Origin of the sequence: Microcoleus sp. T3_B1, assembly GCF_036700445.1 — a bacterium.
GTDB lineage: Bacteria > Cyanobacteriota > Cyanobacteriia > Cyanobacteriales > Microcoleaceae > Microcoleus.
Genome location: NZ_JAUBOX010000107.1, coordinates 1 through 21338 on the forward strand (window position 1 = coordinate 1; position 21338 = coordinate 21338).

The 21338-nt window shown below is 45.6% G+C and carries 13 protein-coding genes and 1 tRNA gene; 8 read left to right on the forward strand and 6 right to left on the reverse strand.

The features are described from left to right. Both QT990_RS32380 and QT990_RS32385 read right to left on the reverse strand, forming a co-directional pair. A partial coding sequence (locus QT990_RS32380; RefSeq protein WP_333146176.1) for a hypothetical protein occupies positions 1–266 on the reverse strand: 266 nt, incomplete at its 3' end. 132 nt (positions 267–398) lie between these two features. Next, on the reverse strand, positions 399–5882 hold the full coding sequence (locus QT990_RS32385) for an AAA family ATPase (protein ID WP_333146178.1): 5484 nt from the start codon (positions 5880–5882) through the stop codon (positions 399–401). Positions 5883–7468: 1586 nt separating this feature from the next. Here QT990_RS32385 and QT990_RS32390 point away from each other — a divergent pair. From QT990_RS32390 to QT990_RS32410, 5 genes are all read left to right on the forward strand, one after another. After that, entirely contained in the window at positions 7469–12196 is a 4728-nt protein-coding gene (locus QT990_RS32390; protein WP_333310358.1) for a glutamate synthase-related protein, read from the forward strand. Between the two features lie 241 nt (positions 12197–12437). Next, positions 12438–12614 carry a hypothetical protein gene (locus QT990_RS32395; RefSeq protein WP_333146182.1) on the forward strand — a complete coding sequence of 59 codons (177 nt, stop codon included), beginning with the start codon at positions 12438–12440 and terminating at the stop codon, positions 12612–12614. Positions 12615–12672: 58 nt separating this feature from the next. Further along, a complete protein-coding gene (locus tag QT990_RS32400; RefSeq protein ID WP_333146184.1) occupies positions 12673–12870 on the forward strand; it encodes a hypothetical protein in 198 nt (65 codons plus the stop codon). A 3-nt stretch (positions 12871–12873) separates the two neighbouring features. Further along, positions 12874–13308 carry a hypothetical protein gene (locus tag QT990_RS32405; protein ID WP_333146186.1) on the forward strand — a complete coding sequence of 145 codons (435 nt, stop codon included), beginning with the start codon at positions 12874–12876 and terminating at the stop codon, positions 13306–13308. A gap of 143 nt (positions 13309–13451) precedes the next feature. After that, positions 13452–13721, forward strand: coding sequence for a type II toxin-antitoxin system Phd/YefM family antitoxin (locus QT990_RS32410; protein ID WP_333146188.1), 270 nt, complete (start codon positions 13452–13454; stop codon positions 13719–13721). A 37-nt stretch (positions 13722–13758) separates the two neighbouring features. Here QT990_RS32410 and QT990_RS32415 read toward each other — a convergent pair whose 3' ends face one another. The 4 genes from QT990_RS32415 to QT990_RS32430 form a co-directional block, all read right to left on the reverse strand. Then, entirely contained in the window at positions 13759–14157 is a 399-nt protein-coding gene (locus QT990_RS32415) for a PIN domain-containing protein (protein WP_333146190.1), read from the reverse strand. A gap of 6 nt (positions 14158–14163) precedes the next feature. Beyond that, positions 14164–14397: a hypothetical protein gene (locus QT990_RS32420; protein ID WP_333146192.1), complete on the reverse strand. Its 234-nt coding sequence runs from the start codon at positions 14395–14397 to the stop codon at positions 14164–14166. A gap of 308 nt (positions 14398–14705) precedes the next feature. Beyond that, positions 14706–18053, reverse strand: a complete 3348-nt coding sequence (locus QT990_RS32425; protein ID WP_333310355.1) for an Eco57I restriction-modification methylase domain-containing protein — start codon at positions 18051–18053, stop codon at positions 14706–14708. Between the two features lie 54 nt (positions 18054–18107). Beyond that, a complete protein-coding gene (locus QT990_RS32430) occupies positions 18108–18695 on the reverse strand; it encodes a Uma2 family endonuclease (RefSeq protein ID WP_333310353.1) in 588 nt (195 codons plus the stop codon). Positions 18696–19094: 399 nt separating this feature from the next. Here QT990_RS32430 and QT990_RS32435 point away from each other — a divergent pair, with 399 nt between their 5' ends. From QT990_RS32435 to gcvT, 3 genes are all read left to right on the forward strand, one after another. Then, positions 19095–19298, forward strand: coding sequence for a hypothetical protein (locus QT990_RS32435; protein WP_096832242.1), 204 nt, complete (start codon positions 19095–19097; stop codon positions 19296–19298). A gap of 153 nt (positions 19299–19451) precedes the next feature. Next, positions 19452–19524: transfer RNA gene (locus QT990_RS32440), tRNA-Ala, on the forward strand. A 583-nt stretch (positions 19525–20107) separates the two neighbouring features. After that, entirely contained in the window at positions 20108–21259 is a 1152-nt protein-coding gene (gcvT, locus tag QT990_RS32445) for a glycine cleavage system aminomethyltransferase GcvT (RefSeq protein WP_333310351.1), read from the forward strand. The last annotated feature ends 79 nt before the right edge of the window (positions 21260–21338 follow it).

The window sequence follows — 21338 nt, forward strand, 5'->3', positions numbered from 1 at the left end:
ATGCCTGTTCCACAAGAAAATTCACTCTTTGTGGAACAGGCATCTTGCCTGTTCTTGAGAATGGTGCAAGATGTGAGTTTCAACCGACTTTCGCTATCAGCCAGGGAATGAATTCCCTGGCGGGCTCTCGAAGCATGAATCAACCCAGCCCTCTCCCCCTCTTGTGCTCTTGCGGGTTGATTCCACACTAAAGACGGGACGATCGCCAGTACGGGTAAAATCGAGACTGACAATATTAGACGCCAATAGAAAAAATTACGTTTCACAGCTTACAACTCACAATTTCACTTCTAAACGCATGGGAATTTAGGAACCCGGAAAATCCGTATGTTTCTTCTTACTAAATCCGATATTTTTGGCGATCGCAATAATTACGCTAGATCCCTACTACAAACTGCTCACCCCGGAATACCAATCACAAACTCCGAACCCTGCCCCAAAGAAGAATTCACGAGTAACGTACCTCCATGTTTTTCCACAACAATTTGATGGGCGATCGACAATCCTAATCCAGTGCCTTGACCCACAGGCTTGGTTGTAAATAAGTGGTTAAAGATGTTTTCCTTGACTTCGGGCGACATCCCTACTCCATTATCCTTAATGCGAATCAAAACCTGATTGTTGTCTTCACTCAGAACAGTTTGAACCGTGATTTGATTAGGCAGGGCTTTAATTTCACTAAAACTCCGCCCCTTATTTGACTCCTCCAGAGCGTCAATGGCATTAGCGAGTACGTTCATAAATACCTGGTTCAACTGTCCGGGAAAGCATTTTACTAGGGGCAAGTTACCATATTCTCTCACAATTTCAATGGCAGGGCGGAACTCGCTGGCTTTTAAACGGTGCTTGAGAATTAGCAGAGTGCTTTCGAGTCCATCATGAATATTGAAAGAAACTGGTCGATCGCTATCCGCCCTAGAAAACGTTCTCAAACTCGTACTGATATTGCGAATGCGCTCAACTCCTTCCTTCATCGAGCCAATCAATTTGGGCAAATCTTCTCGCAAATACTCCAAGTCCATATCCTCTATTTCTGCTTCTATTTCCCCTCCCGGATTTGGAAATTTTTCTTGATACAAATCAATCAAATTGAATAAATCCCCCACGTAGTCTTGAGCAGGTTGCAAGTTGCCGGCGATAAAGCCTACGGGATTGTTAATTTCGTGGGCTACACCAGCGACTAAATTTCCCAGAGCAGACATTTTCTCACCCTGCACCAATTGCAGTTGCATCTGTTTGAGAGCCTGGATAGACTGCTCCAGTTTTTGGGCATAATCCTGAGATTTTTGATAAAGCTGTTGAGATTGCTGATATAAGCGGGCGTTTTCCAGCGAGATGGCAGCTTGGGAGCAGAGGATGTTAAGCAGAGCGACGCGATCGCCAGTGAATGCCCCCGTCGTCAGATTATTTTCCAAATACAGAATTGCCATCATTTTGCCTTGATGGGTAATCGGAGTACATAGGATGCTCTTAGGTTGGTGCTGCTTGATATAGGGGTCAGAAGTAAATATTAATTCAGTCTTGACATCATCGAAAACTAAAGTTTTTTGCGTGCGTTTGACGTAATTAATCACAGTCTGAGGAATTGCTTCGCTCTCCTCTATCCCAATAGTTTCTTGCAGAAGACAGCCTTGGCGAGGGCTACAGTGGACGGCGATTGTCCAGTTGTCCTCTTCTTTCAAAATCAATACTCCTGTTTGAGCCCCTGCATTCTGAATCGCTACTTCCATCAGGGTAGTGAGCAATTGTTCCAGCTTAATTTCGCTAGACAAAGCTTGATAAGCTTTGATAACCGTTGGTAAATCTATTACTGTGGTACTCGTACTTCCAGTAATTGTTTGGTTTTTGCTAGAAGATGAGGTGTCATGGGAGGTAGTCACTGCATCGAAAAAACGAACTTGATTATGTTGCAAAATAGGAGCAAGCAATTGAGAATAGCGTTGTTCTATGTCGTCAATCTTCGCTTTAGCTCCCCAACGAGAGTAGGCATAGTAGGCATCAATTAGATAAAGTTGAGCAATTTTTTCTTTACCCCATTGTAAATAAAATTTTGCAGCCAGCTCATTTGCCAAAGCTTCTTCATTGAGGTATTTGTTTTCTTTAGCCAGAGCGATCGCGCGATCGTAAAAATCCATCGCCTCAACTTGCTGTCCTAAAACGCGATATCGCTCTGCCTCGACCAAATAGAACTTATGCAAGTGATTCATAGGGGCATACTCCGCCCATCGCTTGCTTTTTGCCTGATTTACTGCTACTTTTTCTAGGAGTGCAGCTTGTTTTTCCACATCAGCCTCGGCATACACCGCTAAGTACGTTAGAGACCCATAGAAATAAATCAGCGAATACTGAAGCCCTGCGGTTAGAGCATCCGAATATTGCTCTGCTAGCACGGCATTTTCCAGCGCTTGTTGATAGTTTTCAAACAAATAACCGAGAATCAACTTGTTGAGATAAACGCTGCAAATCGCATACTGCACGTTATTAGCTTGATGCTGCGGTATCATGATGTCTTCATCATAAGCTTCCCCAACCAAACGGCAGGGGTTATCGGTTTTGCCTCGCAAGTTCAAAACAGCCTGCCGAAAAATTTTCACGAAACTGAGTGCGTTTCCCTGACGAATCTGATGAATAGCGCGATCGAAGGTTTCTGTCTCCCGCTCCATTTCCGCCAAGTCTCTGCCCATAGAGAAAGAAAGCGCCGTATAATTGTAAAGTCCATAGGCAGCATATTCTAATTCTCCTGCTTCTAGGGCAATTTGATGGGCTTCTAATAAAAATGGCAAAGAATCTTGGGGGTAGCGTTTCCAATGCCGGACATAGCCATAAACAAGATTGTAGGTTTTAGTTTTTAACTCTTTGCTTTTCACATTATCTAGCAGACCTAAAGCTACCTCACCTGATTGATAGCCGATATCAATATCCCCTCCTGTTCCTGCATGAATTAAACCATACCAAGCATAACTAAAAGCAGATGTAGGTGCATTTCCATAAGTGAGAGATAGTTCTATTGGCTTGCAAACAATCAGCGGGAATAATTTAGATGCAGACTGATAAGAAGCCGACACAACCGTGCCTAAAATTCGCAGGGCTGCTAGATAATAGGAGTCGGTCATCTCTGGAAGATTAATCAATTCTTCCAACGTGTGGCTGGCGAACTTGCGTTTTGTTTCATCCTGGGTTTGCTGAACCTTTTCCGGGCTGGGATTCTCTGGAAATTCCACGCCCAGTTGTTTGAGAACAATCAGCGCCGTCTGTTCTGCTAAGGGTAAATTATTCTGAGCGATGTAACTTTGAATTCGCACTGTATAAACTTTCACAGTATCCAGAGAGGTTCGGGCTTGCTGCAACACGATTTGCACCCATCGATCCATTTGTTCAAATTCACCGCTCAGGAATGCCGCTTCAACTGCTTCCTCATATAGGTTTAAGGTGAGTTGGTACTGGCTGTCCCAACAATCCATTGCTAATAATTCAATTCCGTTACTCAAGCACTCAAAGGCTGTCGCATACGCTGTTGCGGCTTTTGCTTTTTGTCCAGCTACTAGATTTAACTGGGCAAATTCTTCCCGTTGCACGCGATCGCTAACCAGCTTAATCGCCATATTCAAATGGTTGACCATTTCAAAAATTCTTTCTTCCCGCTCGACTTCCGATGTTTCCTTAAACAGCAGTTGCCCTATCTTTAAATGGGTCGAGCGTTTTTGGTCTTCGGGAATGAGAGAATAGGCAGCCTGTTGTACGCGGTCATGCAAAAACTTGTATTTCGCTAATTGTTCATTGCTCGTTAATAAGTCAGTGGTCTCTTGCCTGCCGGCTGGTTCAGCTAAGTCTTTACTACATTGTTGATAAAATTTATAAACATCGCTAACTGGTAAAATCAACCCTTCTTGCAGTGCTTTCCACAAAGCTGTTGCTGTGGCTGTTTGCGAATTTTCATCAACAATTGCTAAGGTAGCCAAATCGAACTGATTGCCAATACAAGCAGCTAACTTTAAAACTTCCTGTGTCCTGATTGGCAACTTTCGCAACTGAAGTGCCATGAATTCTACTACATCATCCGTTAGTGCCAAGGTTCGCACTCTAGCGATATCGCACTGCCAATACCGAGCTTCAAAATTAAATTCAATTATCCCATCTTCATGCAAAGATTTGAGGAATTGTGTGCTGAAAAAGGGATTGCCTTGGGTTTTCTGATAAACGAGTTCTGTCAAAGGCAGAGCCAATGCTGTAGAACAAGCTAAGGTATCGGCAATCAGACAATTCAACTCCGAGCGATCGAGCGGCGCGAGGGTAATTGTGTTTACAGTAGCTCCCGTTTGTTGAATGTGGGATAATGTCAACACTAAAGGGTGTACCGGACTGACTTCGTTATCTCGATACGCTCCAATTAAAAAGAGATACCGCCGATCGCGATCGCTCGTCAAAAGTTGAATCAACTTTAATGAGGCTGAGTCTGCCCATTGCAAGTCATCTAAGAAAATGACGAGGGGATGTTCTTTGGTTGTGAAGAGTTGAATGAAGTTCTCAAGTAACCGATTGAAGCGATTGTGGGCCGCACTGCCCGAAAGTTCTGGTGCGGGTGGTTGCTCTCCGATAATCCCTTCTAGTTCAGGAATTACCTCAACGATTACCTGAGCATTCTCGCCCAATGCTGCCAGGATTTGAGTCTTCCACTGTTCAAGTTTAGCATCTGTTTCGCTCAGCAATTGCTTCATTAAATCGCGAAAAGCTTGTACAAAAGCTGAGAATGGTTGGGTGCGTCCAAATTGGTCGAATTTGCCTTTGATGAAGTAGCCTCTAGCTGCGACAATCGGTTTGTGAACTTCGTTGACGACGGCGGTTTTGCCAATACCTGAGAAGCCAGCCACCAGCATCATTTCCGCGCTTCCTGCACTCACGCGATCGAAGGCTGCCAGTAGGGAGAATACTTCGTTCTCTCTACCATATAATTTTTCGGGAATGATGAAGCGATCGCACAAATCTCGCTGCCCTAGTTTAAATGAGGCGATTTCTCCAGTTTTTTGCCACTGGTACAAACAAGTTTCCAAATCAAACTTGAGTCCTAGAGCACTTTGATACCTATCTTCAGCATTCTTCGCCATCAGTTTGCTAACAATTTCAGACAGCACCAATGGAACGCTTGTGTTCAGGTGATGGACTGGAATAGGCTGCTTGGCAAGGTGACAGTGTACTAACTCTATCGGATCTTCGCTTTGGAAAGGCAACTGTCTCGTCAGCAGTTCGTAGAATGTAACTCCCAGAGAGTAGAAATCTGTGCGGTAATCAATGCCTCGGTTCATTCGCCCAGTTTGTTCGGGAGATATGTAAGCTAAAGTGCCTTCAAGGAGGTTGGGATTTTGAATTTCTTGGGTTTGGCGCGGCAACAGGGAAGCGATGCTGAAGTCAATCAGCTTAACTTGTTTGCTGACAGGGTTAATTAGAATATTGGCGGGTTTGAGGTCTTTATGGATAACGTGGTGGCGATAAAGTCCATCGAGGGAGTTGGCAATTTGAATGGCAATGGGAAGAAACTCGTTAATGGGCAACCCTTCCAGAGGTTCGTTGCTGGCGAACACCAGACTAGCGAGGTAGCTACATAAGGAAATTCCGCCAAAGTCTTCCATCACCAGAGCATACTGGTTATGGTAAGTCTCCAGGCTGTATGCCTTGACAGTGCCGGGTATCTCTAAGTTTTTAGTAATGACAAACTGATTGCGGAAGTGAACCAGTTCGTGGAAGCGGGGAAAGTCATTTCGCAGCAGTTTTATCACTACGGGCTGCTGATCGGAAGACCGACGGGCACGATAAACTAGAGTTCGATTGCCTGCGTATATTTGCTCGTTAATCTGATATCCTCGAAAAATATTTGTTATGCTAGCCATACCTACCTATTCCTATTGCTTCTGTCAAGCCTGAAGCTTTTTAGAGTTAATATCTACTATTTTCGCTCTATCGGCCGTGCTATTGATTAACTATATTTAGTTTAATCTACTTTGTAGCTCAAATTATGAAACCGCCCTTTTCAAACCAGACTTAATATTTTGGTTGTTTTTGCTTGTATACTTGTTTTGAGATAGCGTTGACCTAAAATTACTTTAGATTTTGGTCTATTTGCTGAGTCATTAACACGCATTGATACAAGTGTGTGGGGTTAATTTAATCTCAGATGTTCCTTACAAAAAAAGCGTGACTTCTCAACAGCCCTGCCATTTTAATCAGTGTCAAGTTATTTTAATTATATCTCTCATACAATAGGATTACCATGATTTATATCACTTGGCTTCGGTCTACCTGTATGCAAAATTGAGCGTAATCACCATCGGCACATTTTTCCAGTCTTACTATTTCTGCTAACTAACTTTATTTTATAAAAGATAGGCATGAAATATTCCCCATGCCAATCAAATCTGTAAAAACGCTCACGGTTGAGCTAAACAAAATTACCAAGGACAAGCTTGTGAGCGTTAGTTGAGTTGAGTTTGAGGTTTGAGGTTTACTTCAATCAATCTGGCAGTTTGAACTGTGGTCTAAAATTTTTGCCTTTCCCCGAATCCTGTCAGCAAGCAAGTATCCATTTGGGGCGTGGTTAAAAAGGTGGCGCCGGCTCTACCAGATGCTCCTAATGCGTCAGAAATCCTTGAAATAGCCTGCATTGATGAGTGATATCCATTCGGGTGGTATCGGAATGATTAAACCGCAGAGAACACAGAGGATACAGAGAAAGGGAAGAGAGAGATGAATAATTCCGATGCCAACGGATTGGAGATGACAAAACTTTGTGGGTAAAAAAATCCAAAATAGGCTTGTGGAAAACTGTCAACCTTTTTGGGCTAGGCATCTTAGCCTGGGTTCTGGACATCGCTGACAAGACTTGCACGTAAACTCTGACTGTAATGGGTGAAATTTTATCAATTTTTTGATAAACTTGATGTTCGCAGCTTGAGAGTTGACTTCACAATAAGACCGGTTTCACCAGTTGTGAACCGCGCTGCTACATTGCACCTACCGACTGAGCGGGCAGGTGGCTTTTGTGTCTGCGGGCGCTGACGAAAGCAACTCAGCAGCGCAGCAAGCAAAATAACGCTAAAGTTACTATCTACCTGAGTCCGTAAGGCTACCCTTCCGAACTCAGGAAAAACCCACACAAAAAACTCGTGAAGCGCAGCTATCCCGTAGGGAATCGCCAGCAATGTATTTATTTGCAGGGCGGCGATTTCCCAAAGAATCACTGCTTTTTAACAGCAGGGTATTCTAGGAGACATCTCCGAGGCGATGCGAGCGAGATAATGTGAAATCTGCAAACAGGGTTTTAGTGCTAAGTACAGGCAGCATCGACGTAAATTTTTATCCAATCAGCTTCCAATGTGCTGTTTTAAAGTTTACTAGGCTCCCACCGCTCGGCAGCCTTCTCTCTCCGAGCTATAAAAACGCATCCACCACACAATCACGGAAATAACATTCAATCAACATGGGTAACACGATCGATCCAAACAGAAACGTGCATCAGACTGAGCGAGGAACTCCATTCGCCGGCCAAAGCTGGTTAGTGGAAGAAAGAGATGCCTGCGGTGTGGGGTTTATTGCCAACCAAAGCGGTGAAGCCACCCACTCGATTATTCAAAAAGCGCTGCCAGCTTTAACTTGTCTGGAACATCGTGGCGGTTGCAGCGCTGACTCGGATTCCGGGGATGGTGCGGGTTTAATGACGGCGATTCCTTGGGAATTGCTGGATACTTGGTTCGCCGAACAGGGAATTGTGCCTCCGGCGCGGGAAAACTGCGGCGTGGGAATGCTGTTTTTGTCTCAAGATAAATTTCAAGCGACTATAGCGCGGCAGGTGGTTGAGCAAGTTCTGACCGATCGCGGGCTGAAACTTGTGGGATGGCGCAAAGTTCCCATTGTACCATCGGTTTTGGGCGAGCAAGCGCTAGAAAATCAACCTCAAATCGAACAAGTAATAGTCAGTTCACCGCACTTAGGCGGAGACGAACTCGACAAACATCTATTTTTGGCGCGCCGCACGATCGGACACGCGCTGTCAAATCGGCCCAACTTCACCCGCCAAGACTTTTATACTTGCTCTTTCTCCTGCCGCACGATCGTCTATAAAGGCATGGTGCGATCGGCCGTACTGGCAGAATTTTACCAAGACCTGAAAAATCCCGCTTATAAAAGCTCCTTTGCCGTCTATCACCGGCGCTTCAGCACCAACACCATGCCCCGCTGGCACTTAGCCCAGCCGATGCGCTTGCTGGGACACAACGGGGAAATTAACACGCTGTTGGGCAATATTACCTGGATGAAGGCGCGGCAAGCGAATTTAGCTCACCCGAATTGGAGTCAAGCTGATATCGACACGTTTAACCCAATTGTCAATCCCGAAAGCAGCGATTCGGCAAACTTGGACAACGTGATGGAGTTGTTGGTGCACTCCGGCCGCACCCCCCTAGAATCCCTGACAATTTTGGTGCCCGAAGCCTACAAAAATCAGCCGGATTTGGCTCCCTATCCAGAAATTGTCGATTTTTACGAGTATTACAGCGGCATTCAAGAACCTTGGGACGGCCCGGCCCTGCTGGTGTTCAGCGACGGCAAACAAGTAGGTGCTACGCTCGATCGCAACGGTTTGCGGCCGGCCCGCTACTGCATTACTAAAGACGGTTTGGTAGTTGTGGCCTCCGAAGCCGGAGTTGTCGATATTCCCGAAGCAGATATTGTCGAAAAAGGCCGTTTGGGGCCAGGACAAATGATTGCAGTTGACCTGCAAACCAAGGAAATTCTCAAAAATTGGCAACTCAAGCAGCGAATTGCTAAGCGGCACCCCTACGGCGAATGGCTGCAACAAAACCGCGAAACCTTGCAGCCGCAGCCTTTTGCCGAAACAGCAACCCTCGACTCGCAAACGCTGTTAGCAACCCAAACTGCTTTTGGTTACACAGCAGAAGATTTGGACATGGTGATCGTCGAGATGGCGAGTTCTGGGAAAGAACCGACTTTCTGCATGGGCGACGACGCTCCCTTAGCTGTATTGTCAGAAAAGCCTCAGTTGCTGTACAACTATTTCAAACAGCGGTTTGCTCAAGTCACAAATCCGCCGATCGACCCCCTGCGCGAGGGGATGGTGATGTCGCTGACGATGAATGTAGGCCTGCGGGGCAATTTACTGCAAGCAGTACCGGAAAATGCCAAGCGGCTGAAAATTGATTCTCCCGTACTCAACGACGCTGAACTCTCTTTCTTGAAAGAGCAAAAGTCTTTCCCCGCAACCGAATTGTCAACTCTTTACAAAATTGCTGCCGGGCCTTCTGGTTTGAAAACAGCAGTCGAGCAACTTTGTCAAAAGGCGGCTGCTTCGGTGCGCGAGGGTTCGAGAATTCTGATTTTGAGCGATCGAATCTCGAAGGCCGAAGGCGAATCTTCTGTTGGATTGAGTGCTGAATGTACTTATATTCCGCCCTTCCTGGCAGTTGGTGCGGTTCACCACCACTTAATTAGCGTCGGGCTGCGGATGCAAACTTCCCTGGTTGTGGATACCGCCCAATGTTGGAGCACTCACCACTTCGCTTGTTTGATTGGTTACGGGGCGGTGGCTGTTTGCCCTTACCTGGCCTTGGAAAGCGTGCGCGCCTGGTGGTCTGACAGCAAGACTCAAAACTTGATGCAGCACGGCAAAGTTCCCAATATTACCGTGGCACAGGCTCAAGCTAGATACCGCACAGCGGTGGAAAACGGCTTGCTGAAGATTATGTCGAAAATGGGGATTTCGCTGCTGGCTAGCTATCAGGGGGCGCAAATCTTTGAGGCGATCGGCATTGGCGGTGATTTGCTAGATTTGGGTTTCAAAGGCACTGTTTCCCGCATCGGCGGTTTGAGTGTGGCGGAACTGGCTAATGAGGTAATGTCTTTCCACAGTCAGGCTTTCCCAGAATTGCACCTCAAAAAGCTGGAAAATTACGGCTTTGTTCAGTACCGCCGGGGTGGTGAATATCACATGAACAGCCCGGAAATGGCGAAGGCTTTGCACAAGGCTGTGACTACTTTTAAGGCTCAGACTAACGGTAACGGCAATGGGGCCGAACCAAAAATGACACCAATTGGTGACAAAAATGGTGAAAGTGCTTACGATCACTACGAGGTTTACAAGAAACAGCTCGAAAATCGCCCGGTAACGGCTTTGCGCGATTTGCTGGATTTCCAGAGCGATCGCCCTTCCATTGCCATCGAAGACGTAGAATCTGTAGCAGATATTGTCAAGCGGTTCGCCACCGGCGGTATGTCCCTGGGCGCTTTGTCCCCAGAAGCCCACGAAACTCTCGCGATTGCGATGAACCGTATCGGCGGCAAATCCAACTCCGGCGAAGGCGGCGAAGACCCGGTGCGCTACAAAGTGCTAAACGATGTGAGCGCGGCAGGTTTCTCACAAACGCTACCTCACTTGAAAGGTTTGCAGAACGGCGATACAGCTTCTTCATCCATCAAACAGGTAGCTTCCGGGCGTTTCGGGGTGACTCCTGAGTACCTGATGAACGCCGAACAAATCGAAATTAAAATCGCACAAGGTGCGAAACCGGGTGAAGGCGGTCAATTGCCGGGGGCGAAAGTGAGCGAGTACATTGCTTATTTGCGCCGATCGAAACCGGGTGTCACGCTAATTTCTCCTCCTCCTCACCACGACATTTATTCGATCGAGGATTTGGCACAGTTGATTTTTGACTTGCACCAAATCAATCCGAAAGCAGGAGTTTCGGTGAAGTTGGTGTCGGAAGTTGGCATCGGGACTGTAGCCGCCGGTGTCGCCAAGGCAAATGCTGATGTGATTCAAATTTCCGGTCACGACGGCGGCACCGGTGCTTCGCCACTGAGTTCGATTAAGCACGCAGGTTCTCCGTGGGAACTCGGATTGACAGAAGTTCACCGGGTGCTAATGGAAAATAAATTGCGCGATCGAGTTTTGCTCCGCGTTGACGGTGGTTTTAAAAGCGGCTGGGACGTGATTGTAGGCGCTTTGATGGGCGGCGAAGAGTACGGTTTTGGCACGGTGGCAATGATTGCAGAAGGCTGCATTATGGCTCGCGTTTGCCACATGAATAGTTGTCCGGTGGGGGTGACAACTCAACAAGAACACTTGCGGAAACGGTTCCCCGGAACGCCGGAACACGTGGTTAATTTCTTCTATTTCGTAGCACAAGAAGTGCGGAGTTTGCTGGCGAAATTGGGTTATAAGTCGATCGCAGATATCATCGGCCGCGCGGATTTACTGAAAATGCGCGATGGGGTGCAACTAACTAAAACCCAAGCGATTAATTTGGATTGTTTGACCAAGTTACCTGATACTAAGAGCGATCGATCTTTCTTGATCCACGGCGACGTACACACCAACGGGCCTGTGTTAGATGACGATTTGCTGGCGGATGCTGAGATTCAAAGTGCGATCGCCAATCACGGCACTGTTAGCAAGAGTGTAAAATTGGTGAATACCGATCGCACGGTGGGCGCAAGAATCAGTGGTGCGATCGCACAGCAACACGGCAACACGGGCTTTAGCGGTCAAATCACCCTCAACTTCACTGGTAGCGCGGGCCAAAGCTTCGGCGCGTTCAATTTGCCGGGAATGACGCTGGTGCTGTCAGGCCAAGCCAATGACTACGTTGGTAAAGGAATGCACGGTGGCGAAATCGCGATCGCACCGCCGGCTGGTGCGACTTATGATGCTTCCGAAAATGCGATCGTCGGTAACACTTGTTTGTACGGCGCGACGGGGGGAACTCTGTTAGCTGCGGGTAAAGCTGGCGAACGGTTTGCGGTGCGTAACTCGATGGCGAAAGCTGTGATTGAAGGTGCGGGCGATCACTGCTGCGAGTACATGACTGGCGGCGTAATTGTCGTGTTAGGAAAAGTCGGCCGCAACGTCGGCGCTGGAATGACTGGTGGCTTGGCTTATTTCCTCGATGAAGATGGGACTTTTCCGGCTCACGTCAACGGGGAGATTGTGAAGATGCAGCGCGTTTGTACGGCGGCTGGGGAGGCGCAATTGAAGGAGTTGATTGAGGCTCAGTGCGATCGAACCGGCAGCAAGAAAGCTGAGAAGATTTTAGCAAATTGGTCGGAATATTTGCCGAAATTCTGGCAAGTTGTGCCGCCAAGTGAAGCGAATTCGCCGGAGGCTTCGGAACAAAAGATTGCTGTGGAAGCGTAATTTTGTAGCTGGTTAAATAGATGAGGGGCGACGCGAGTTGCCCCTTTTTTTGATGATCATTCTGGGTTTTTGAGTTGTAGAGTCGATCGCAACACTACGGTGTTATACTAAATGTCAGGTGGTACACCTGTTAACATAAGCAACTTTTAAAGTTATATGAGACAGGTGTGTTACCCCAGAACAAGTGTTTGAAGGTAAAGAGTAGAGATAATGGGTATTAACGTATACGAGCCAACAAGCAATGCCTTCCAAAAAGCCTGTAATCACCATCCGAGTGAACCCCGAAGAATATGAGGTTTTGCAAGAATGGGCTGATTCGGAGTTCAGAAGTGTGCCCAGCTTAGTGCTGGCAGTCGTTCGGAAAACGCTCTTAGAGCGCAAGCAGCAACACCCAGATCGATCGAACTCAAAAACCTAAATCTAAATGACCTTGCCATTGACACCATTCAAATGAACATTATGGAGATACGATCGTTGTGACCAATTCTCAACCAGAGGAAGTCACCTCAAGCCACTCCGTCACCGAACGACGGCGGTGTTATGCAATGCAGGAAAAATACGGCTGGCGACTGCTACGAATCAAACCGACAAAAGACTCCATCCTCAAATACTCCTGCATATTTGAAGGTGAAACCAGTTTTCCTAACTACATGGATGAAGACGAGGAGGATTAACAAATGAGCAGAAAATACATTATTTTTCGCGCTGACTGGACAGAAGAAGAAGGTGCCGAGAACAGACTTTTAGCTCACACCGGAGGGCTAACCGACATTCTGGCAGAGTATTTTGATTCATCAAATTCACCGATTCCTGAACCTGGTTATCGGCCGCTAGAGTTCCAAACTCTGACAGAATCTAAAGACACCCAAATAGCTGGTGCTGATACTCATTACCGCGTAGGCGACTGGGAAGTAGTTAGAGTAGAAGAATACCTGAGAGCCATCCAGAACAATGAATTTGAGATGATCGTGGTTTGCTACTGCAAATACTCCCCTGTTCAGACACCATTGATACCGATGCCACAAGCTACGGTTTCAGTTGACTCCTTCGGTTCCGAGGAAAAATATCGGCAGTATCTCGAACAAACAAAGCAAGCAACAGCACTTGTTTAAAAATAATCTCCACTAGGAAGGTATGGAAATTTTCATACCTTTTTTGATTATTTGCGGTTGGCTAAAACAAAAGTGGCGATCGACCTCCCAATCCCTCACAATTTTGCCTAAAATAGACACAACCCACACTCATAACATCTGTCATGCAAAGTTACACCCTCGCAGAAGCCTGCAATCCACAGGGGACAGTCTTTAACCGAGCTGCTGTCGAGCCAGTTTTACTCACAGATAAATCGCAGCCCAGCCACGTAATTATGTCCGCTGATGCCTATCAGCGCTTGATAGAGCGACTGATGGAAGTAGAAGATATGCTTTTAGGCGATTCTGCAAAATCTGCCCTGAGTCAGTCTCAAATGGTGGGTACTAAAACCTTTGTAGAAACACTCAAACAACTGACAAATGGTGAAACTTGATGGTTTACAAATAACCGTTATTTTATTATAAATACAATCACCAGATAACAGAAATTACACCTGAAGCCGTAATATTTCCATCGCACGTAAACAGCGCAACAGTTTCACCTTGATTTTGCAAAATCATTGCGGTTGCTACAATTTGACGATCGTGCATTTCATGGATGCTCAATAAGCTGAGCGTTTGATTGATGATAGTTCGATCAAGTGGATAAATCGCGATTCTAGGATCGCTGTTAATGGCATTCAACAAAGCATTCACAGATGGAATTGATGTTTTTCTTCGTTCTACAATCCATGCAGCTTCAGCCAAGGCGATCGCAGGTAGAACAAGCTGACTGGTCAAATTGGAGAGAATTGCTTGGGCTTGAGTCCCCAATCTTTGATTTCCTTCGAGAAACCAGATCAGCGCGTGGGTATCAATGACATATTTCATCGGCAGCTATGACCAATCTAATTCATCGTCAGTATCCCCTTGAAACTCGGCAATCTCGAAATCGTCTGCGGTGGATTGTTGAGTACCAGCAAACATTCCAAACTTGATAAATGTAGGCGATCTAGGAATGGATGGCGCAGCCAAAAAAGTAATCACCACGCGGCTTTCATAAATGTTTTCAGGAACTTCTAAAAGTTCGATGACTCCATTTCTGTAAATTCCTTCAAATGCTTGGAGCATAATGATTCACCTCGCGTACAAAGTATGGTCTATCGACTCGCTAGCTCACAATCCCAGTCTAACAAATATTCCCCAAAAAACACAATTTTTTGATATGATATAGTCCGCGACGCAAAAAAAACGTGTTTCTGTCATTACGTTCGTAGGGGCGGGTTCACCAACAATACCAGCCAATAATTGACAATCTCAAAAACCCGCCCCGGCCGGGATATTATGATTAATCGAAGCGTAACGATGATGAAGTGTACAAAAAACTAGAGCGCCTTTTATAATAAACTCATTCTCAGCGATGCTGCTTTAACATTCTATCAAATGTGTCGGGCGATCGGCATTCGCGGAGGTGCTGTTTTCCACATCAAATCTATTTCTTCCGGTGTCAATCCGTAACCTTGATTAACTAAATCGGATAAACGGTGTTCGAGTCTCAACGCCTCAGCTTTGCGAGATTGAATGGCCGGTGCATATTCATTATAAGTTTCGCGGACGGCTTTTAGTCCAGCAACACCGAGAGGATCGGATGATTTAGTTTTCGGCATTCGCTTTCTGATTTCTGCTACGAATTCAGCAAAAGAAAGAGCAGAAAAATCTTCGAGTTTTTGTCCGAGTTTATCAATTACATAAGTGATTTCCAGCCAGTGCAAGACATCTCGGTGAGTTTCTTGATTAGTTTTGGCGATTTCAATTAAACGGCTGACAATTAGTTCTACTTCGGCACGAACTGAGTCAGTTGGTGGTGCGATGGGAAGCTTTTCCGTCAATTCGCCAAGCGGACTCAGTGCTTCATCTTTCATGTGCGGTAAATACCGCCAATTATGCCACCACATAAGTGCTGAATTAAGCACTCCCAAGATATACAATTCAGATGTCGAAATAATGAAAGCTTTATTGTTGGTCAAATAACTCCTATTATCATAGCTATATGCTGGATGAAATTGAATTTCCTGATATATAAGTTTAGGCTGTAGAAAGAGGTTGCAAAAAGATGGAGATGCTTGCCACTGCCACCATAATTGTTTACCTGATCTTGCTTCTAACTTAGTTCTATATTTTTGCAGATGAGATTTTATCATAGGATAGTTTTCTATCTCAATATCTCTATGAGCGAAGATTACCCAAATTTCATCCCATTGAGGATACCAGCGTTTAATATCCTGACCTCGCAATAAGGGCTTGATGATTTCAGCAGATTTAGGGTCAGCTTTAACTAGACTATTTTTAGTGGCTTCATCAAGAAAAAAAGCGTCGTTAAATCCTGTTAAAATACCTCGATAAGGCTTAACCCCTGCAAAATCTTTTAGCGGAACTCCCACTTGTTTTATTTTCTGCATTAACTCATCAACAGCAGGAGGTTCCAGACTCCAAGCACTCGCAGTGAAACGATCTCGCGAAATTTGATAACCGTGTTGTTGAACATATTGTGTAAGATTGATATTAGCAAGTTCCTCGCGCGGAACAGGACAAACAATCACAGGCGAATTAGGTTCAGATTTACCTTGCTCAATCTCGCTTTCAGTTTCAGAGATACATAGAGAAGCGTTAGGTTTTCTGACTGCGACAATACAGGGAAAAGTATCAGCATCCTCAAAAATGGGCGCGTGTCCGAAATCAATAATTTGCTCTAGTAAACCTTGACTGGCAAAGAACTTGCGTAGAGGTTCGCCGTATCCCGACCTCAGCCATTTATTTGTGACAATATACGAAAGCACTCCCTTCGGTTTGAGAATGTTTAATCCGAGTTCATAAAAATAAGTATAAAGGTCTGCTACGCCGTTATAGGATTCATAATTTGCTTGCAAGTATGGTTTAATTGGAGACAGCAACTCCTGCCGCACGTAAGGCGGATTGCCAAGGACAACATCAAAACCGCCATCAGCAAAAATCTGGGGAAATTCAGCTTGCCAATCAAACGCTGTATCTGCTACATTACTGTCAGCGACGATCGAGTTTCCCGCTTTAATATTATCATCCAAATACGTCAGGGTTTTACCAGGTTCGGCCGTCTTCAACCACAGAGAAAGTTTGGTAATTTCCGCCGATTCCGGCAGCAAATCTACGCCGTACAGGTTGTTGCTTAAAATGCTTCTGTCAAATTCCAGCGAGTTGCCGTCTTTTGGTTTATACCCCAAAGCATTCAATTCGCGATCGACTCTTTCGTACTGCTGCATCAAATAATCAAAAGCCGCAATCAAAAAAGCACCCGAACCGCACGCCGGATCGATGACGCGCGTTTTTTGCAGCACCTCGTCTCGATACGCTTTCCAAAACTTAATTGCAGTTTTCTTGGGCGGCTGAACCGACACTTCAGCAACTTCGCTAATTAGGAATAAATCGCGCAATTCTTGCTCTCGACGCTGCAAATAGCCACCGAGAGAAACCTCGACAATATACTGAGTAATAAAAGCTGGCGTGTAAAACACACCTTGAGTTTTTCGCTTGCCTTTTTTATGATTGTATTCCTGTCCGGTAGTTTCAGCATTTAATTCTTCCAAATCTGTAACAGACTGCTCGAAAATATGCCCCAAAATATCGACGGAAACTTCGGTATCAAAATCAAATCTGGTCAGCTTATTAAGCAGACTGCATAAAGGATTTGGCACAGTCAATTGTGCGTCTAAAACCGGATCGAATTTAAATAAACCGCCGTTGTATCCCGGTACAGGAGGGTCATCATTTCCCACATCAACCCAGCGAAATACAGATTGATAATTTTCCCAAATTAATCTAGGATTGTATTGGTCTTGGTGGTCGTGAGCGTTGCTGAGGGTGTTTCGCGGCAGCAACCCTTTATCTTCACAAAAAGCAATGAATAAAACGCGGTCTAAAGTTTTTTGAGCTTTTTCGATGAGTACGCGATCGCGGTTGGGGATATCCTGCGGCCCAGAAAAGCGAAAATGCTTGACGAGAGCGAGTCGAATTGCTTTGTACTCTTGATATAATTTATTGGTGATTTCTTCTTGAGCTTCATCAGAGTCTTTTAACAGTCTGTCAATAACAGAACCTGTTTGAGCTTGGTTTTGAGGCAAAAAATTGCGGCGACACAGCAGAAAGTAAAACCGCTTAAAAGCTGCAATATCCGCCAAGTCAGCCAGAAAAAATTGTTCGTAATAAGCAGGAGTTTTATTGGTATGATAAAGTCGCAACTCTCGATAATTCGAGACAATAATCCAGCGACAATCCGGTGTATAATTAGCGTAGCGCCAACCTTGGTCAACTGCTGATTCGGTTCGCGCAGGATGCTGATGTGATGCGGGACGGTCTAAATCATTTTTCGCTCCCTTGAGTTCGATCGGAGCAATCACTTTACCTTGCAGGGACACGGCTTTGCCTTTAAGATTGTCAGCAGCAGTAAAAAAGCCGATCGCCCCGTCAGCAGAACCGCCACCATCAGATATCGTTTGTTCCGCGTTAATTTCCCAAGCTTTCCCCGCACCTTGAATTACCGAGCAATATCCCAAAACATCCTGAAAAATATCATTAATAAAACTGCCGTGCAGCGAAACTTCTTTAACTTCGTCTAACGTACCCGTTTTAAGTGCAGCAATCCACGTCCCCAATTTTTGGTGGCGCACTTCCATATCTTGCGGAAAGCTAAAAGCACGCAAAGCAGTGTTCAGTGTTTTGCTGTGAAAAAGGGCGCGAGTAGAGCGATTTGTCATAAAGTTGAAAAGGCGATCGATTTAATTTTACAGCAAAAAAGCGGTTGTGAAATCCTAACTAGCCGCAGTCGTTTCAAATCTAATCCCTTCATAAATTTCGCCCAATTGAATTTGAAACGGCAGCGAAGACAAAGCCAGCACTGCCTCTGCCGATTCGTATTCACTTAAAAGCCACTTATTTTCCGAAGTCTTGACAAACTGTTCGACATAAAATTTATACTGATCGATTAAAATATATTCTCGAAACTCAGGAATCGATCGATAATAATCAAACTTATCCCCTTGGTCGTAATTTTTCGTACTTTTTGACAAAACTTCAACAATCATCAAAGGATTAATTATTGTATCTGTGCGATCGTCTAAAAGCACTGGTTCGCCTTGAACCACCATCACATCTGGATAAGTATAGAGATGATAGCGCGGTATCGACAAGCGTAAGTCACCGATAAAAACCTTATAGTTTTGTCCCCTGAGAGCAAATTTTAAATGAGCATAAAAATTGCCCGCAATATCATTATGATTTGGAGTACCACCAGTCATAGGAACTATCTCGCCATCAATATATTCACTTTTAGACTCGGCCACTTCCTCTAGTGCCAAATATTCCTCTGGCGAGTAGAGTTTTTGAGTTTGGGTTAACATAGTTTTTATCCTCAACAGCCGTTCATTTTATTTTAATTAAAAGTACACCTATTTTACCAAATTTGAATCGGGTCAGGGTGCGATCGCACTGCTATCAAATCAGTTCGACTCAAAGGTCGATCCTCTTCGTTGGCGTAGCCCCCGGGCGGGCTTCGCTAACGCACCCTACCCCCTCAAAAAAGCGTGAGCGATCGCTCAAGAGTCAAAAACCCACCTCTAAAGCTGAGCTAGCTCTCATTTACTTTGCATATTGTAATTATCACCAAAAGCTATCATTTTTTCTGAGTAGCTTTCCGCTGCTCCCTTCGGGTTTTACAGCAAAAGTTAAATACAGGTGAGCTTATCTGCACGGAGCGAAAAGTTTTGTTACAATAGGTAAGCTGTTACAAATCGTAACTTATGCTGGTTTCTATTTTAATAATTGACGTTGCCCTCGTTGCCTGGTCTTTGCACTTAATGCAGGAGGCGATCGCGCAACGGGAATTTTCACTAATGCTAGCCGGCACCCTAGTTGCGGTATCAGCCGCCGCTCTGCTAGTCGTCTACTTCCTCATGGGGTCTTGTTTGAGCCATTTGAGCGAAATATCGCAACATACTTACTAAATGATAGTAGGCGATTGACCATTGTCCAGAAGCGAGGAGAGTTTTGTGGAAAAAAAGCCGAAAGCCTTGCCAGCCGAAGGCTCAAAACTAATTTCCCCAAAAAGCTTGACAAATATTGGTCAGTTAAGGCATGATTGAGAGCGCGAAAAGAAAGGGGAATTAGCTCAGTTGGTAGAGCACTACAATGGCATTGTAGGGGTCAGCGGTTCGAGCCCGCTATTCTCCATAAGTCAAGATTAGGGATACGGCACTGCTCATTCGTGTCAACTTAAGACTAAAACTGTTGATAAATATCGCTTTTACCCAAGTCTAGATCCCCCTCGCATCCCCCTTAATAAGGGGGACTAAAGAGAAGACTCTTGTCCCACCCTTATTAAGGGGGGCTGTTTCATTATCACCAAAAACGAGGTTTTTGTAGGGGTAGTGCTACCCCTACTCCCCGTGCCTACCCCCGCCACCAACCATCGAATGGGGGTTTCAGGCCAAAAGGGCCGGCACGGGGGCACGGCCCCTACCAAGAATGAAACCGCCCTGCCTTGTTAAGGGGGACTTTGAATACTCTTGTCCCCCCCGACCTAGGGGCGGTGCCCCCGTGCCCGCCCTAGGCGCCGTGGGGATCGAGGGGCTCATCGGTAGACGGTATACTGATACTACTTTTGACGTTAAGTTGACACGAAGAAGGGCACTGCAGTGTCCTTACTCGTACCTAAACAGCATTGCCGTGTCCTTAAATTCGATCGCCCTACACACCCTGAAAACCAATTTTCCCGTAAAATCAAAACAGTCTACCCGCAACCAAAGCGCTACCAGTGGCAAAGTCAACTGAACCCAACAATCCAGAGAGTCCGAGCCAACTTGCCCGCACGCCTCTGTACGACCTATCATTAGAACTCAAAGCTCGGATGGTGCCATTTTCCGGGTGGGAGATGGCAGTACAGTACGCAGGCATTAGCAGCGAACACCAAGCAGTACGCCAGCAAGCAGGAATGTTCGACATTTCCCACATGGGAAAATTTGGTTTGAGAGGGAAACAAGTAATAGAAAAATTTCAACCCTTAGTACCCTCAGACTTGAGCCGCTTGCAACCCGGTCAAGCTCAATATACAGTCTTGCTAAATGCCAAAGGCTGCATCTTAGACGACATTATTTTCTACTGCCAAGAACCAGATCCTATCACTAGCGAAGAACGTGCAGTAATCATTGTCAACGCCGCCACTCGCATCGCAGACAAAGCATGGATTACCACTCACTTAGAATTGAGCGAACTCTGTTTTACAGACATTTCTGAAGATAAAGTTTTAATTGCAATTCAAGGGTCGGAAGCCGTTAACTATCTCCAGCCTTTTGTAGAAGACAACCTCGCACCAATTAAGGCATTCGGCCACTTAGAAACAAATCTGTTGGGACAGCCGAGTTTTATCGCCAGAACAGGTTACACCGGCGAAGATGGGTTTGAAATCATGGTGGATGCCGAAGTAGGAAAAGAACTGTGGCAAAAATTGTTAGCTGCTGGCGTTGTTCCTTGCGGATTGGGTGCGAGAGATACCTTGCGTTTAGAAGCAGCAATGGCTCTTTACGGTCAAGATATCGACGACAATATCACACCTTTAGAGGCTGGATTGGGTTGGGTAGTTCACCTCGACACCAAAGGCGATTTTATTGGTCGCGAGGTTTTGGAACAGCAGAAAGCGAGTGGAGTATCGAAGCGGTTGGTAGGGTTAGAAATGCAGGGGCGGCACATTGCACGCCACGGCTATCCGGTAATATTTGAAAGCGAAACAGTAGGAGAAGTTACTAGCGGTACATTATCGCCTACTTTGAATCGCGCAGTAGCCCTCGCATTTGTTCCCGCAAAATTAGCGAAAATCGGTCAGCAATTAGAAGTCGAAATTCGCGGTAAAAACTATCCGGCTAGTGTGGTAAAAAAACCATTTTATCGATCGCAAAACCGACCAAGTTAAATTAAGGAATGAGAATTAAATAACTTCCACAAGTTTGTGGGATGGGCGTCCCGCCCGTCCAAAAAGGACGGGCGGGACG

What these genes read in the sequence shown, in the direction of transcription:
- QT990_RS32385 (WP_333146178.1), bottom strand. Translation starts at nt 5,882, where the DNA reads ATGGCTAGCATAACAAATATTTTTCGAGGATATCAGATTAACGAGCAA.
- QT990_RS32390 (WP_333310358.1), top strand. Translation starts at nt 7,469, where the DNA reads ATGGGTAACACGATCGATCCAAACAGAAACGTGCATCAGACTGAGCGA.
- QT990_RS32395 (WP_333146182.1), top strand. Translation starts at nt 12,438, where the DNA reads ATGCCTTCCAAAAAGCCTGTAATCACCATCCGAGTGAACCCCGAAGAA.
- QT990_RS32405 (WP_333146186.1), top strand. Translation starts at nt 12,874, where the DNA reads ATGAGCAGAAAATACATTATTTTTCGCGCTGACTGGACAGAAGAAGAA.
- QT990_RS32410 (WP_333146188.1), top strand. Translation starts at nt 13,452, where the DNA reads ATGCAAAGTTACACCCTCGCAGAAGCCTGCAATCCACAGGGGACAGTC.
- QT990_RS32415 (WP_333146190.1), bottom strand. Translation starts at nt 14,157, where the DNA reads ATGAAATATGTCATTGATACCCACGCGCTGATCTGGTTTCTCGAAGGA.
- QT990_RS32420 (WP_333146192.1), bottom strand. Translation starts at nt 14,397, where the DNA reads ATGCTCCAAGCATTTGAAGGAATTTACAGAAATGGAGTCATCGAACTT.
- QT990_RS32425 (WP_333310355.1), bottom strand. Translation starts at nt 18,053, where the DNA reads ATGACAAATCGCTCTACTCGCGCCCTTTTTCACAGCAAAACACTGAAC.
- QT990_RS32430 (WP_333310353.1), bottom strand. Translation starts at nt 18,695, where the DNA reads ATGTTAACCCAAACTCAAAAACTCTACTCGCCAGAGGAATATTTGGCA.
- QT990_RS32435 (WP_096832242.1), top strand. Translation starts at nt 19,095, where the DNA reads ATGCTGGTTTCTATTTTAATAATTGACGTTGCCCTCGTTGCCTGGTCT.